This window comes from Carnobacterium alterfunditum DSM 5972 (assembly GCF_000744115.1).
GTDB lineage: Bacteria > Bacillota > Bacilli > Lactobacillales > Carnobacteriaceae > Carnobacterium_B > Carnobacterium_B alterfunditum.
Genome location: NZ_JQLG01000004.1, coordinates 991,219 through 1,004,947, shown reverse-complemented (window position 1 = coordinate 1,004,947; position 13,729 = coordinate 991,219). Strand labels below are relative to the sequence as shown.

General features: G+C 33.7%; 18 protein-coding genes and 2 pseudogenes. 14 read left to right on the top strand and 6 right to left on the bottom strand.

The features are described from left to right. Positions 1–19 precede the first annotated feature (19 nt). The 7 genes from BR50_RS05165 to BR50_RS05135 all read left to right on the top strand — a co-directional run bounded on the left by BR50_RS05165 (position 20) and on the right by BR50_RS05135 (position 5,431). Positions 20–1,855 (top strand): diol dehydratase reactivase subunit alpha, encoded by a 1,836-nt coding sequence (locus tag BR50_RS05165; protein WP_034546866.1) that lies wholly within the window; start codon positions 20–22, stop codon positions 1,853–1,855. Beyond that, entirely contained in the window at positions 1,852–2,178 is a 327-nt protein-coding gene (locus tag BR50_RS05160; RefSeq protein ID WP_034546865.1) for a glycerol dehydratase reactivase beta/small subunit family protein, read from the top strand. Before BR50_RS05165 ends, BR50_RS05160 begins: the two co-directional genes overlap by 4 nt. 238 nt (positions 2,179–2,416) lie before the next feature. Continuing rightward, positions 2,417–2,992 carry a cob(I)yrinic acid a,c-diamide adenosyltransferase gene (locus BR50_RS05155; protein WP_034546864.1) on the top strand — a complete coding sequence of 192 codons (576 nt, stop codon included), beginning with the start codon at positions 2,417–2,419 and terminating at the stop codon, positions 2,990–2,992. Position 2,993: 1 nt separating this feature from the next. Beyond that, positions 2,994–3,503, top strand: a complete 510-nt coding sequence (locus BR50_RS05150) for a GlcG/HbpS family heme-binding protein (protein WP_081884481.1) — start codon at positions 2,994–2,996, stop codon at positions 3,501–3,503. A 476-nt stretch (positions 3,504–3,979) separates the two neighbouring features. Then, entirely contained in the window at positions 3,980–4,399 is a 420-nt protein-coding gene (locus BR50_RS05145) for a DUF4430 domain-containing protein (protein ID WP_034546863.1), read from the top strand. Between the two features lies 1 nt (position 4,400). Further along, on the top strand, positions 4,401–4,919 hold the full coding sequence (locus BR50_RS05140; protein ID WP_034546861.1) for a hypothetical protein: 519 nt from the start codon (positions 4,401–4,403) through the stop codon (positions 4,917–4,919). A 317-nt stretch (positions 4,920–5,236) separates the two neighbouring features. Beyond that, positions 5,237–5,431: a glycerol-3-phosphate dehydrogenase/oxidase gene (locus BR50_RS05135; protein WP_034546859.1), complete on the top strand. Its 195-nt coding sequence runs from the start codon at positions 5,237–5,239 to the stop codon at positions 5,429–5,431. A 201-nt stretch (positions 5,432–5,632) separates the two neighbouring features. On the opposite strand, the gene BR50_RS05130 is transcribed toward BR50_RS05135, so the two are convergent. Both BR50_RS05130 and BR50_RS05125 read right to left on the bottom strand, forming a co-directional pair. Beyond that, complete coding sequence (locus tag BR50_RS05130; protein WP_034546858.1) at positions 5,633–5,884, bottom strand: dihydroxyacetone kinase; 252 nt, start codon at positions 5,882–5,884, stop codon at positions 5,633–5,635. A gap of 511 nt (positions 5,885–6,395) precedes the next feature. Further along, entirely contained in the window at positions 6,396–7,376 is a 981-nt protein-coding gene (locus BR50_RS05125) for a metal ABC transporter substrate-binding protein (protein ID WP_034546856.1), read from the bottom strand. Positions 7,377–7,673: 297 nt separating this feature from the next. Between BR50_RS05125 and BR50_RS05120 the strand changes: the two genes are divergently transcribed. The 3 genes from BR50_RS05120 (at position 7,674) to BR50_RS05110 (ending at position 9,318) form a co-directional block, all read left to right on the top strand. Next, positions 7,674–8,093 carry a MarR family winged helix-turn-helix transcriptional regulator gene (locus BR50_RS05120; RefSeq protein WP_034546855.1) on the top strand — a complete coding sequence of 140 codons (420 nt, stop codon included), beginning with the start codon at positions 7,674–7,676 and terminating at the stop codon, positions 8,091–8,093. A gap of 2 nt (positions 8,094–8,095) precedes the next feature. Continuing rightward, on the top strand, positions 8,096–8,953 hold the full coding sequence (locus BR50_RS05115) for an SDR family oxidoreductase (protein ID WP_034546853.1): 858 nt from the start codon (positions 8,096–8,098) through the stop codon (positions 8,951–8,953). A 128-nt stretch (positions 8,954–9,081) separates the two neighbouring features. Next, a complete protein-coding gene (locus BR50_RS05110; RefSeq protein ID WP_034546851.1) occupies positions 9,082–9,318 on the top strand; it encodes a hypothetical protein in 237 nt (78 codons plus the stop codon). Between the two features lie 246 nt (positions 9,319–9,564). Here BR50_RS05110 and BR50_RS05105 read toward each other — a convergent pair. From BR50_RS05105 to BR50_RS12570, 4 genes and pseudogenes are all read right to left on the bottom strand, one after another. Further along, positions 9,565–9,989 (bottom strand): annotated as a pseudogene (locus tag BR50_RS05105) (site-specific integrase). A 182-nt stretch (positions 9,990–10,171) separates the two neighbouring features. After that, positions 10,172–10,408, bottom strand: coding sequence for a nucleotidyltransferase family protein (locus BR50_RS05100; RefSeq protein ID WP_081884514.1), 237 nt, complete (start codon positions 10,406–10,408; stop codon positions 10,172–10,174). Positions 10,409–10,504: 96 nt separating this feature from the next. Continuing rightward, positions 10,505–10,951: a NusG domain II-containing protein gene (locus BR50_RS05095; protein ID WP_051905750.1), complete on the bottom strand. Its 447-nt coding sequence runs from the start codon at positions 10,949–10,951 to the stop codon at positions 10,505–10,507. Between the two features lie 204 nt (positions 10,952–11,155). Next, positions 11,156–11,417 (bottom strand): annotated as a pseudogene (locus tag BR50_RS12570) (prolipoprotein diacylglyceryl transferase family protein); the annotation flags it as partial. 197 nt (positions 11,418–11,614) lie between these two features. Here BR50_RS12570 and BR50_RS13115 point away from each other — a divergent pair. From BR50_RS13115 to BR50_RS12420, 4 genes are all read left to right on the top strand, one after another. Then, the gene (locus BR50_RS13115) at positions 11,615–11,797 is read left to right on the top strand and encodes a type II toxin-antitoxin system RelE/ParE family toxin (RefSeq protein ID WP_081884513.1); all 183 of its coding nucleotides are present in this window, start codon (positions 11,615–11,617) and stop codon (positions 11,795–11,797) included. Next, positions 11,787–11,960, top strand: a complete 174-nt coding sequence (locus BR50_RS12745; protein ID WP_156097502.1) for a hypothetical protein — start codon at positions 11,787–11,789, stop codon at positions 11,958–11,960. Before BR50_RS13115 ends, BR50_RS12745 begins: the two co-directional genes overlap by 11 nt. A 38-nt stretch (positions 11,961–11,998) precedes the next feature. Then, complete coding sequence (locus tag BR50_RS05090) at positions 11,999–12,958, top strand: IS30 family transposase (RefSeq protein WP_034545409.1); 960 nt, start codon at positions 11,999–12,001, stop codon at positions 12,956–12,958. Between the two features lie 342 nt (positions 12,959–13,300). Then, the gene (locus BR50_RS12420; RefSeq protein WP_051905749.1) at positions 13,301–13,516 is read left to right on the top strand and encodes a UPF0236 family transposase-like protein; all 216 of its coding nucleotides are present in this window, start codon (positions 13,301–13,303) and stop codon (positions 13,514–13,516) included. Positions 13,517–13,729: the final 213 nt, after the last annotated feature.

Genomic DNA, 13,729 nt, shown 5'->3' with positions numbered 1-13,729 from the left:
GGAAGGAAGATCACTTATTATGGAAAAAATAATTGGTGTTGATATCGGTAACTCTTCAACGGAGGTAGCTTTAGCAGATGTTAGTCCAAATGGAGATGTAAGTTTCATTGATTCTGCTATTGTACCAACTACAGGTATAAAAGGTACAAAGAAAAATTTATTGGGAATAAAATCAGCTATAGAAACACTCGTGTCAAAAACGAATATTTCTATAGCTGATGTAGACTTGATCCGCATTAATGAAGCAACTCCTGTTATAGGAGATGTAGCTATGGAAACAATAACAGAAACAATTATTACTGAATCAACAATGATTGGTCATAATCCTAAAACGCCTGGCGGATTGGGATTGGGTGTGGGCTATACTGTAAACCTTGTCAATCTCTATGACCAAAAAAATCAAACTAAAGACTACATTGTTATTGTGCCTAAAGACGTTGATTTTGGAGATGCAGCTAACTTAATCAATTTATATGTTAAGTATGGTTATAAAATCACAGGTTCTATTCTTCAAGGTGATGATGGTGTATTAATAAATAATCGCTTAGAGAATAAAATTCCAATCGTAGATGAAGTAGCCTATATTGACAAGATTCCACAAATGATGTTAGCAGCTGTAGAGGTAGCGGGAAAAGGGAAAGCAATTTCTCAATTATCTAATCCATATGGTATTGCGACCGTCTTCAATTTGAATTCTGATGAGACAAAGAATATTGTTCCGGTTGCACGTGCCCTTATTGGAAATCGATCAGCTGTAGTTATTAAGACACCGAAAGGGGATGTGAAAGAAAGAATTATCCCTGCAGGCACTTTAATTATTGAAGGTGACAAATATACAAGTGAAATTGGCGTTTCTGAAGGTGCCGAAAAAATCATGAGTATTATTTCAAGTTTTAAAGCTATAGAAAATATAACGGGTGAGGCAGGAACTAATATGGGTGGGATGCTCGAACTTGTCCGTCAAACAATGTCTGAATTAACTAATAAACAGATTAGTGAAATATTTATCAAAGATTTATTGGCAGTTAATACGTTTGTACCGATTGATGTTAAAGGTGGCTTAGCTGGCGAAATTTATATGGAGCAAGCTGTAGGAATTGCATCTATGGTTAAGTCAGACAGACTTCAGATGATATTGATTGCTGATGAAATTCAAAAACAGTTTAACATACAAGTTGAAGTTGGTGGCGCAGAGGCAGAAGCGGCTATATTAGGTGCATTAACAACAGCCGGAACGAACAAGCCTCTGGCGATTTTAGATCTAGGCGCAGGATCAACAGATGCCTCTATTATTGATCCTTCAGATCGAATTACGTCCATACATCTTGCTGGAGCTGGAGATATGGTTACTATGTTGATTAACTCTGAATTAGGAATAGAAGATCAATACTTAGCCGAAGATATCAAGCGATATCCATTAGCGAAAGTAGAAAGTTTATTCCATATTCGTCACGAAGACGGTACGGTTGAATTTTTTGATAAAGTTTTACCAGCTAATATTTTTGCTAAGACGGTTGTAGTTAAACCTGATGGGTTTGTTCCGGTACCCGGAGATTTATCTATCGAGAAAATTAAGTTGGTTAGACAAACAGCTAAAAAACGTGTATTCGTTACAAATGCTATTCGTGCATTGCGTCATGTTAGTCCAACAGGCAATATTCGCGATATTCCATTTGTTGTAATTGTAGGTGGATCGGCTATAGATTTTGAGATTCCACAGATGGTAACGGAAGAGTTGTCCCATTATTCATTAGTGGCGGGCCAAGGTAATATCCGTGGAATTGAAGGGCCGCGTAATGCAGTTGCTACAGGTCTAATTCTTTCTTACGCTCGTTCAAGGAGGAAAAAAGCATGAGTAACCCAGTTATCAAAGTAGTAAGTTATGTTAATGAATATACATTAGCGCCTCTGTTATTTGGGATGGAAGAAGAAGAGATTCCGTTTGAGGTAATTGATTTAGATAGTGGTTGTGACCTTTGTCAAGCAGCTTATCAAGCTTCTGTACAGTCTTCGTTGTCGGTAGGATTAGCAATTAATCGCAGTCACGCTATTCTCCATTATAGAAATTTGCCTGAAAATGAACCATTATTTGAGATAGATATACAGAATGTTTTAGAGGTCATGAAGCTTGGTACTAATGCAGCAAGATTAGTTAAGGGCATCCCCTTTAAACATTAAGGGAAGTGTAGAACATTGGATGCAGTTGGAATATTCCAGGCAAATCTATTTTAATTAAGACATAATAGCAGGAAATGACAAATGAAGCGTACGAATTATCTATAAAAAAAGAGTTGCAGATTGTAGAAAGGATAGATCAATCATGGATAAGGGGCGCGTAATCGGGGCCAGTAAGATGTACTTGGTTGAGCTATTATAGGGATTGTTGACCGTTTCAATAAATAAGGATGTGATATATATGGCGATCTATACTAAGACAGGAGACGAAGGTTCTACAAGTTTATTTGATGGTCAACGAGTTAAGAAATATTCAAATCGTGTTGACGTTTATGGAACGTTTGATGAATGTAATGCAGTAATTAGTATTGCTGAAAAATTTAGTCAGATTCCTGAGAATAAAGAGTTTCTAATTAAATTACAATATAAGATGTTTCAGTTATCTGGTGAAATAGCAACGGTTGATTCCGAGATGTTTGCAACACATAGTGAACAAATTAATCAAATAGACATTAAAGAGTTAGAACATATCATCGATGTCTATACCGAAAGATTACCTGAGATTAAAACATTTATTCTACCAGGAACTAGCATTGCGGGCTCGCATTTGCATTTAGCTAGAACAGTTTGCCGTAGAGCTGAACGTTTGTTGATTCAACTATCTGAAGAAGTAGAAATCCGACCTGAAACTAAACAATATATTAATCGTTTGTCAGATTGCTTATATATATTAGCTCGCTCAGAAGACCATTATCAAAAACAAGAAAAGCAAGTAGACGAAATAATCATAAGATATAAAGAACGGATGGGTGGATAATATGGAAAATAAAAATATTGAAAAAGCTCTTACTTATTTAAAAGCTGAACCTAATTTTGATGAAAAAATTGAAAAAGTCATTGCGTATCTAAAAGCCGAAACTTATTTTGAAAAAGACAATCTATATCGTATTATCGATGTAGCGGAACAAAAAGCACAAGAAATTAATGTTCCAATCACAATTTGTATTACTGATATGAGTGGACATCCAAGAATGTTTTATCATATGCCTGAAGCTAACATTGCAAGTATTACACTAGCTCCCAAAAAAGCTAATACAGCTATTATGATGCGCAAACCAACTAAAGAGTTAAATAAAGATACAGTACCCAATGGAGAATTATATCAAATAGAAACTATGTTGAATGGTGAAATGGTTACCTTTGCTGGTGGTATCCCACTGGTCTGTCATGGTCAAGTGATTGGAGCAGTTGGTGTAAGTGGTGGCTCAGTAGAGGAAGATCAGTTAATCTGTGAGTTATCAGTAAAAACATTTTTTGAAGGAGAATAGCGATCTAAATCTTGAAGAAAAATCAGGAAAATAGTAGCAAATGAATTAGCAAACCCAGAAGATACAACTATTCCAGTTTCTCAAAAAGGCAAAAAAGTGAGTGCTTGCGAAAAAAATGACTATTTCCAGAAAATTTTGCTTATTCAACTGATTCCATTACTGTCTGACAACCTTTCTTTAGGGGTTAAGTGGGGAATAAAAGAATAAGCCATTCTTCTGCGGTTTGAAATAATAGATAACGAAAAAATCGTTTGATTTGAAAAATAAATTGTTTGCTTTTTGTTTTACACTTATCCATGAGTTAGGTCCTTTTTATTAGTCTTGGAAGAGTTATCTGAGTTCAGTAAAGGGGACTTTTTTGCTTATTGGAATAATATAAAAAAATTTGTTAAACAGATAATGTTTTATGTAACACTAGTGATATTAGTTAATACATTTATTGATAAAACTAAGCACTATTATTGGAGGAAGAAACAATGAAAAAGACGAGCAACTTAATTTTAAGCTTATTAATGGCCGGGATATTGACGACCGGTTGTGGGATTTCAGAAACCCAAGATAGAACAAACAGTTCTGAAGAACAAGTAGAATCAATTACTGCAAAAGATAAATCTAAAGAAGTTTCAGCTAATGTGAAAGTTTTAGTTGCAGGGGAAGAAGTAGAGGATGTCGAATTAGCGGTGGATAATGGAGTCATCCTTTTAGATGCTATGAAAGAAAATATGATAATTGAAGAAACTGATGGATTTATTAACAGCATTAACGGCGTCGAACAATCAGAAAAAGATAACAAATTCTGGATTTATACAGCAAACGATGAAGAAGCAACAGTTGGCGCAAACGAATACGAATTGTTAGATGGAGATCAAGTAGTTTGGGAACTAACGGAATTCTAAGATGGTGCAAAATAAAACAAAAAAAATCGCTCTTCTTGGACTGCTCACTTCTTTTATTTATGTAGGTAGGGTTTCATTTAGTTTTCTACCTAATGTTCAACCGATGACAACGATTTTGATTATTATCACTCTTTCTTTAGGATTATCTTCTGGGCTTATTGTTGCTTTATTATCTTTGGTAGTCTCAAATCTTAGTTTAGGTTTTGGTGTTTGGACTATTGCCCAATTAATAGCTTTTACAGTCGTTCTTTTAGTTGTTTGCCCTTTTCGTAGAATATATAATAATATTCCACTAGTTGTGATGGCATTTGTCAGTGGATTCACTGGTTTATTATATGGCTTCATCATCTCACTTGTACAGGCTCCGTTCTTTGGGTGGCTGTCTTTCTTCCCATACTATATCTCTGGTATTCCTTATGATATAGCACATGCTGTAGGTAATTTTGTGTTTTATCTGTTATTAGCCCCTATTTTTTTTCCTATTATTCATAAACAAATAAATAAGGTCTATCTATCTTGACGATTCAAAACAACTTAGTTTTAGGAGTAGATGACATATTAATATTTGATAAGAAAAATAGCGAACTGTCTTGGCAACACTTTATTTTTAACTAGTAAATCTAAATGAGTTAATAGGTATCTATAATCGACAATAAAAATTCATTGAAATCAATACCTTTTTACTGTCGATTTTGGAACAACTGATACAGACTATCAAGGCGATTATTTGAATCCAATTATCGAAAAAAAAGACGATGTTTATCTATTAAAATTTTTGAACTACTATTATCCAGGAGCCAACATTACATTAGCAGATGTTGAATTGGATTATGTCCATTGATTCCGACAAATGTTGTATCGGATTATAATAGTGGCGACAATTTCAAGAATACATACGATAGTTTTACTAAAGTCGTTGATATTGTTACAAAATATAAAGAAAAAACGGGTGGTAGATTAGCAGTAGAAGATGTTTTAAGTAGTTTAGAAAGTGAATTATCAGAAGGGGATAACAATCCTTCAGCTGGCTAAAGAAAAGGGATTGAGCTGTCCTTTGTCAGAAGAAATGGATAATTAGTGGGTAGAAGACTTTTTATATCTACCAAGCCCTTTGATGTATTCCTTCACGACCATCCATTTAAATTCAAAACTATATTTAGCCATAAAAAAACTGACCTCCAAGCGTTAGATTTTTGGTCTAACATTTGGGAGTCAGTATATTTCACCTTATTATTAACCTTGTAAACCTCTTTCTTGCCTACTCATATCCTCGATAACAATATCAAATACTTCACCCAAAGAAGAACAATATTCTACAATTTCCCAAGGTTTATTTGTATGGAAATGTAATTTTATTAAATCAGAATCGCCAACAACAAGTAAGCAATCTCCTTCAAAATTTTGAGTTATATTTTGATTAATAGTATCTTCAGATAAATTTTCACCTTCTATTAATAATTGTGTATCGTACTTAAATTCAATCATGACTTTTCCTCATTTCTTAACGTTAAAAAGTAGTTAATAAATAAAATACCCTTCAAAGTTTTTGCTTTACTGGGTTTGCTGGCAATAACGATTTTCTGATTTCATTAAATGTTTTAAGAAAATCAACTATATCAATTTCATATTATATATAACTTATAAAAGATTAATATAAATTACATTTTAGACCATCTTATAATTAATAGCAAAAATAATCATACCGCTTTTTAAGTAATGGATTCATTTTTTAATACATTATTCTAAGCAATTTTATACATCGAAGTTCTGAGTGTGGTTACGTAGAAGAATGGATTGTCGATGAAGAAGATAAAAAAACGTAATCAAAAAATACAAAAATAGATAGATCAATCAATCTCTATAAAAAAATTAACCTGTCAAAAGGGTAGTTGGGGGATTTTTTTATAAAAAAGAACCCTGATTAATCAAGGTTCTACATTTTAAATAATAGTTTTTGGTTAAACTATGAACTTAATTTAATTATAGCTAGGAGCAATTAATTAATACTTTTCTTTAAAGATTCAAGATTATTTTTCATGAGTTGAATATAGTCTATACCTAAATCTTGATCTTCTTGAGTTATTCCTTCAATTGGGCTTAACACAGCTAATTCTACTCCAACCTCAGTTGCTAATGTTTCAGCTATTTTAGAAGAAGCATTATCTTCAAAATAAATATGGTTTACGTTATTTTCTTTTGCAAAGACAGACAATTCAGCTAGCTTTGCTGGACTTGGTTCTAATTCAGGAGATAATCCTGAAATTGCAATCTGAGTCAGATCATATTGCTGAGCAAGGTAAGCAAACGCTGCATGTTGAGTAACAAAAGTACGATTTTCTGCTCCTTCAAATGCTTTTTCAAATTCTTGATTTAAGTTATCTAATTTTTGAATGTAAACTTCAGCATTAGCTTCATAAAGGTCTACATTATCTGGATCCGCTTCTATAAGACCCGCCTGAATAGTCAATACTTCTGTTTGAGCCAAAACAGGATCTAACCATACATGAGGATCAATAGCATGAACATGGTATTCTTCATGATCTTCTTCATGATCATGTTCTTCCAATTCTTCATTATGAATAAAGTCTATTCCTTCACTTGCATTAACAATTACTGTCTCGCTATCTTTAATGTTTTCTAATACACTAGGTACCCATGTTTCCATATCATCGCTATTGTAAATAAAAACATCAGCATTTTCGATATCTGCAACCATTTTTGCACTCGGTTCAAAATCATGTGGTTCTGTTCCTGCAGGTATTAATAAAGAAACATCAGCAGTATCCTGAACGACATTTTTTGTAAAATCGTACATGGGATAAAAAGTAGTTACAATTTGCAATTTTTCATTATTACTCTCACTGCTTTCTACCTCACTTGTGCTTCCAGACTGGGAACTTTCTGTTCCACATGCTACTAATAAGGCAGTTGAACCAAACAATGATACTAATAACTTTACTGTGTTAACCTTTTTCATTCTTACACACACCCACCTATTTTTTAATTAATTCAGTTTCTCTTAAAGGTACAATTTATGTATTACATTTATAAATTATATTTAAAACGAAATGATTACGATTTAAATATTAAACTATTTCTATTTTATTAGCAAGCTTTTTCTAAATTGATTTTAAAACTGATTCATATAATGAAATTAGCCACCAAGACTAATATATGCTGATAATCCTCACTAAATAGGGGGGATTATCAATTGACAACTATTTTTTATCAGATATAATATAGTTAGTCAAACTAACTATATTGAGGTGTATTTATGAAAGAAAGTATAATGGACAGCAGGGATGTTGTTTCAAGGTTTTGCCGTCTCCAGATGAATAAAAAGATGGCTATACCTATAAGAGCCAGTGAGATGGGTGCATTAATATTTGTGCAAAAAAGTGAAGATAAAGTGACACCGCTTATGATAAGTAATTTCTTCGGAATAGCAAAACCTTCTGTTACTGATATGATTGATTCACTAATTAAAAAAACATATTTAATTAAAATACCCTCTAAAATAGACAGAAGAAGTTATACGGTAGAAGTTACCGGAAAAGGCTATGAACTGCTAGAATCTACAGCTAAAGAATACCTTAAAACCATGGATTTACTGGAAGAGAAAATGGGGGATCAAAAATTTAGTTTGTTTATTCAATTGCTACAAGAAGCAAATGAACTATTAAGTGAGGAGTGAGAATGATGAAGGTATTAGTGACGGGTGCATCAGGGAATGTCGGAAGCTATGTAACAAGAGAATTAGTGAAACTTAAAGAACCAGTAGTGGCTGCAGGTACGAATATTCAAAAATTAAGTGATCTATTTGGGAATCAGGTTGAAACTGTCTATTTTGATTTTCAAGACAAGACCACTTTCGACAAAGCATTGGAGGGTGTAGATAGAGTATTTCTTATGAGACCTCCTCACCTTGGGAAGCCCGAGGATTTATATCCGATCATTGATGCAGTTAAAGCTCATAATATTAAACTAGTGACCTTTCTTTCTTTGATGGGTGTTGAAAATAATCCAATACCTCCACACCATAAGATCGAAAAGTATATTGAAAAACTAGAAATTCCTTATGCTCATGTTCGCCCAGGATTTTTCATGCAGAATTTATCTGGCATTCACTCTACTGAGATTAGAGAAGAAAATAAAATTTTTATTCCTGCTGGAAGAAGTAAAACTAGCTTTATCGACGCCGCTGACATAGGACTTGCAACAGCTGTTTTACTTCATGATCCAGAGAAATACAAAAATACAGCACATACAATAACCGGTCCAGAGGCTTTGGATTACTTTGAAGTAGCAGAGATTTTGAGCAAAGTAACCAGAAGAAAGATTACGTATACAAAACCTGGCTATTTGAAATATAGAAATTATTACATTAAAAAAAGAGGTCTTGATAAAGCCTATGTCAACGTGACAGTAGCATTATATTTTATGACAAGAATGGGAACAGCTAAAGAAATTACCAATGGCTTTTATGAATTAACTTATAGAAAACCGCGCACATTTGAAGAATTTTCTAAGGATAACCTGAAATACTTCACTTAACAAATTGTTTGGGTGTTATGTAAACTATTGAATTATAAGTGGGCTCTTTTATTTTTTAGTCTGCTGAAAAGTTTAAGATAATGGTGTATATTCAAAAGTTACCGTCTCAGGATAGGAGGTTTTATAGGATGATAAATTCTACTGCTAAACGTAAAATAAGGACTGCTACTCTTGTAGTTTTTATATTATGTAGTCTTGCATTTCTTTTTAGTACCGGTGGAGATAGTAGTGTATTTTCTGTTTTTATTATATCAATATACGCTGGTCTAGTGGTAGCTGCAGTTTTTTATGTTTTATTGAGCATTTTTAAGTATGTAGTTACTTTAATTAGTGGTTGGTTAAATAACGATAAAAAGAGAACCTAATCTGTAAAAAAGATCCTATAAAATAGCCTCTTAAATAAAAGAGACTTTTTATAGGATCTTTTTTTTGAATTAAGTAACACTAACTGCCTATTTTTTACTATAGGATTTTATAAAAATCAAATAAAATTACATTAACACTATAATTAATTTATTGAATATTTATGGAGTTAATATGCCAAATAAACATCTTAATATTAATTTCTTTTATAAGTTAATGCTTGAAAATAGAATTGTTCTAAATTAAATTTAAAAACCTAATCGAAAGTTTAACAAAGTCTCACTAATTTCATCTTCATTGATCCAAATATAACGCTTCGTGATTTTCTCGCTGCTAGGACCGAATATTTCCATCAGTTTAAAGTGTCCACCTTTAGTACTGGGAAACAAGTAATCCTCTGTATTTAAGTCTTTTCTGTACTCTTGAATCAAGTATTGCAGACTACTCAAATACAAAATACAGGTTTTTCCTGTTTTTTCTCTACGATTCAGGGATTTTTTGAGGAAATTAGGTGTTTTTTCTTTAATTTAATAATATCCGATATACGCAAACCGCTATTAATGCCAATCATGAACAGAAAAACATCTCGAACCGCATTTTTATTGCGCCTTAAATAGAATGAAAAGTCGTTTATTTCTTGTTGTGTATGTAATGGTTGGACGTTATAACTCATTTAAAAGCCCTCTCATCTAACAAAGGCGATACATGATTTAGTTAAAAAAATACATAATCATGTAGTATAGACCATTATAAAAAAAGAACCCTACAGAGACAGGATTCCCGATCCCGATACACATTTTTATACAATTTCATGTATTTAATAAAATACAACTTTATATTATTAAAAGTGTTTTTTTAAATTTCTAAAGATAATTTGTCCCATATTTTCTTCCATTGTTTACTTGTAACCCTCTCAATATACAATGAATTAAAATAGCTATCATTTTGATAAAGCGTTGTAGGTTTTACCTTCATTTCAAACAAGTCTTTTAATCCATAAGGAGCTAAAATTTCAATTTCTTTATTATGAAGTCTTAGAGTAACTGCTGTCTGTGTTTCTGGAAAGTGAGCGACTCCATCGTATGCCTCCATTTTCCACAAAAACACAAAAAAGACAGATATTTCTATCTGACCTTATCAGCACCCTTCTAAATCAGTTGGAGTGCTTTTTGAGTGGTTTTAACTTCCTTACTGGGATAGGACATCAATCTCTGCCTCTTCTGGATTATCGGACACGATTTCGATATCCAAGCGATGGGGCAAGTTAAGGATGGTTTGTCCAGAATCTTGAATCCAGCCTGTCCGCACGGCAATTTTTCGGGGGCTGTTATCTTCCTTGTTACGAATTCGCTCCCCATCAATTTCGATAATATTATACTTCCCGGGAGCCGGATAATAGGTGATTAGCTGGTTTTTCTCATTTTCTGTCAAAAGGAAACGGTCTACTTCCTCTCCATTGATAGAAATCACCGCATATAGCTTGCTCGCTTCATTTTGCGTATTTTGTGCTGCAAAGATGACCGTTGATAACACAGAAACAAAAATCAGCAGGGAGACAATAATAATGGTAAAAGGTTTTACACTTTTCAGATATTTTTTAATCGGGATTGCCCTCCACTTCTCTTCTCTACACACTTTTTCTAGTTCACTCCAAATATTTTCTTCTCTTCAAGTACTCTCCTTCCGGGATGTTTCCTCTAGCGAATTCTTTTTGAAGAAGTTCCAGTGGGGTCTCTTTTCCACATCATCCAACCCATTCCTTCTTGTGTAAATAAATTCCCGCAATTCCACATATTTAACACACCTCTTCTGTTATTCACCCATGCTAGTCTCTGTTTATTATTCCTTTTTGAGTCGCCATCCTTCTAAATAGTAGGATTTAATGGGGTAATCCCTTCTGCGGTAAATCCAAATCCCAATCCAAATGGCACAAATAAATAGAATCAAAGATAGCCCTTGTGACACCCGGAGTAAATCACCAATCCATAAGCTGTCGGTTCCGCATGCCTTCTATAAAAAATCTTCCTACTGAATACCAGATCACATAGCTAAGAGCCACTTCGCCTTGCTACAATAAATCTTTGCGGTTCCGTATAGCAATGGTTACACCGATTAACCTGTATCAATATAACAATGAATTATGTGGATTTTATGGAGTTATTTAATCTACATAATTTTTCTTTATTATCGCTATAGAAAGGTAGAAAAATATTGGTCAATTCCATAGTTAAAATAGGATTTTTAATTATTTTCTTATCTTATCGATAGTCAATATGGAATACGGTCTTAAAGGACTGAATAATCCTACTTAAAGTAAAATTCTCAAGCAATATTTTTAGGTATTTATATTTCCATAAGAGCAATAGCGAATATATTATTACTCATGGTTTCACGAAAAAACCCCCTTCAAGAGAAATTACTAAAGCAAAAGAGTATCGTAAAGACTACCTAAAAAGAAAGGGTGAAACCGATGGAAAATAAATTAAAACACTACTTTGATACCCAAATGGGCGTCCCAGAAATTGCTGAAGCATGGAAAGAAACGGAAGTTAGCTATCAAGCTGCAAACATTCTTGTATTTCTAGAGTCGTCGATTGTAAGATTAAGCTATACAAATAAAAAAGCCATTCGTGATACACTCTAATTGTATTTCCAACCACAGAAAACAAGGAGTGATCACGAATGACCTATACCCATATTACCATGGATGAACTAGTGATGATAGAAGCTTATTACCACCAAGGTGTTCCAGTTGCTAAAATAGCTACTTACTTGAATCGTACTCGTACACCGATTAATAATGTTATCAGGTTCTTCAAAGCAGGACACACAGCTTTCGACCATTACCTACGGTATAAAAAAAACAAGAAACAGTGTGGACGCAAAAAAATTGATTTACCAAAAGAACAACAGCTTTATATCAAGGGAAAAGTAGCTGAGGGCTGGACGCCGGATGTCATTATTGGCCGTAAAGAAATGACAATAGACTGTTCCGTACGAACACTTTATAGGCAGTTTAAAGAAAGAATATTCGATGAAGTTACACTCCCGATGAAAGGGAAAAGAAAACCTAACGGACATCAAGAACGTAGAGGTAGACAAGCTTATAAACGAAATATCTCTGAAAGAATAATAGACTATCCCACATTTAAAGAAGAGTTTGGTCATATCGAAGGAGATACCATTGTAGGTGTTCACCACAAAAGTGCGGTTATTACTCTAGTAGAGATTTTATCAAAAGCTATCATTACCTTAAAGCCCAAAGGGCGTAAAGCCTGCGACATTGAGAATGCCATGAATCAATGGTTCCAAGCCATACCAAAAAATTTATTCAAATCCATTACGTTTGATTGCGGAAAGGAGTTTTCCAACTGGAAATCTTTGTGCAACCAACATGATGTCGCTATTTACTTCGCTGATCCTGGAACGCCTTCACAACGAGCTTTAAATGAGAATTCTAATGGACTTCTTCGAAAAGATGGATTGCCAAAAAAAATGGATTTCAACGAAGTTGACCAGACTTTCGTATCATCTGTTGCACACAAACGAAATAACATTCCAAGGAAGTCACTAAATTACCAAACACCGTTGGAAGTTTTTATGAGTTATATGGATGAAGATAGTTTGTATAGCTTAATTTGACAAATCAGAAGTAGAAAAAGGAACACAAAATATTAGTGTACAAACATTAAGTGATATCGTGGAATCTGTAGGCTTAAAGCTGAAACTGGAAGTCGTCGTTTAAATTGCTGAACTTCCTATAAGCGGCCTATACAAAAAAGTGATTCGTTAGGTATTTGATACACGTTTATATGGAATTTCATGTATAAACTATATGAAATAATAAAAAAATCAAGTAATTTAATCGCTACAGAGGAGTTTATACGACTCAATATGTATGAAGTATTCACTGAATTAATAGGAGATATCTTCACACATATGAATCAAGTGATCAAAGAATAAAAATAGGGCGAAGGCTGGAAAGTGAAACGAAACGATTGGAAAAACGTTCAGTTTATTTTTGGTCCTGTTCGTTATCGTCGCACCTTAATGGTCGATCAAGAGAGTCAAAATCATTATCTACTAGATGACTGGTTAGGTATTCGAAACTACCAACGCCATAATCCACTCGTAGAAGTGAAAGAGGCAGAACTAGCTAGCAAGTGTACTTACCGGGGCGCCGATGAATTATTGAAGTAATGGACGGAAGTCACTATTAGCCATCAGGAGCCTAAAGCAATCATGACGACTAAAAAAACGGCTGGTTTTTGGGCAGAAGTTCAAGCCTTTACTGTGAGTCATTATGAGTTATAACAAGCTCAAGTCATTACCAATAGTGACGGTGGACAAGGCTATACCGCAGATAAATTTCAAAAAGCCTTTTTTCATTCGAACTATCCTGTAGTCAATCAG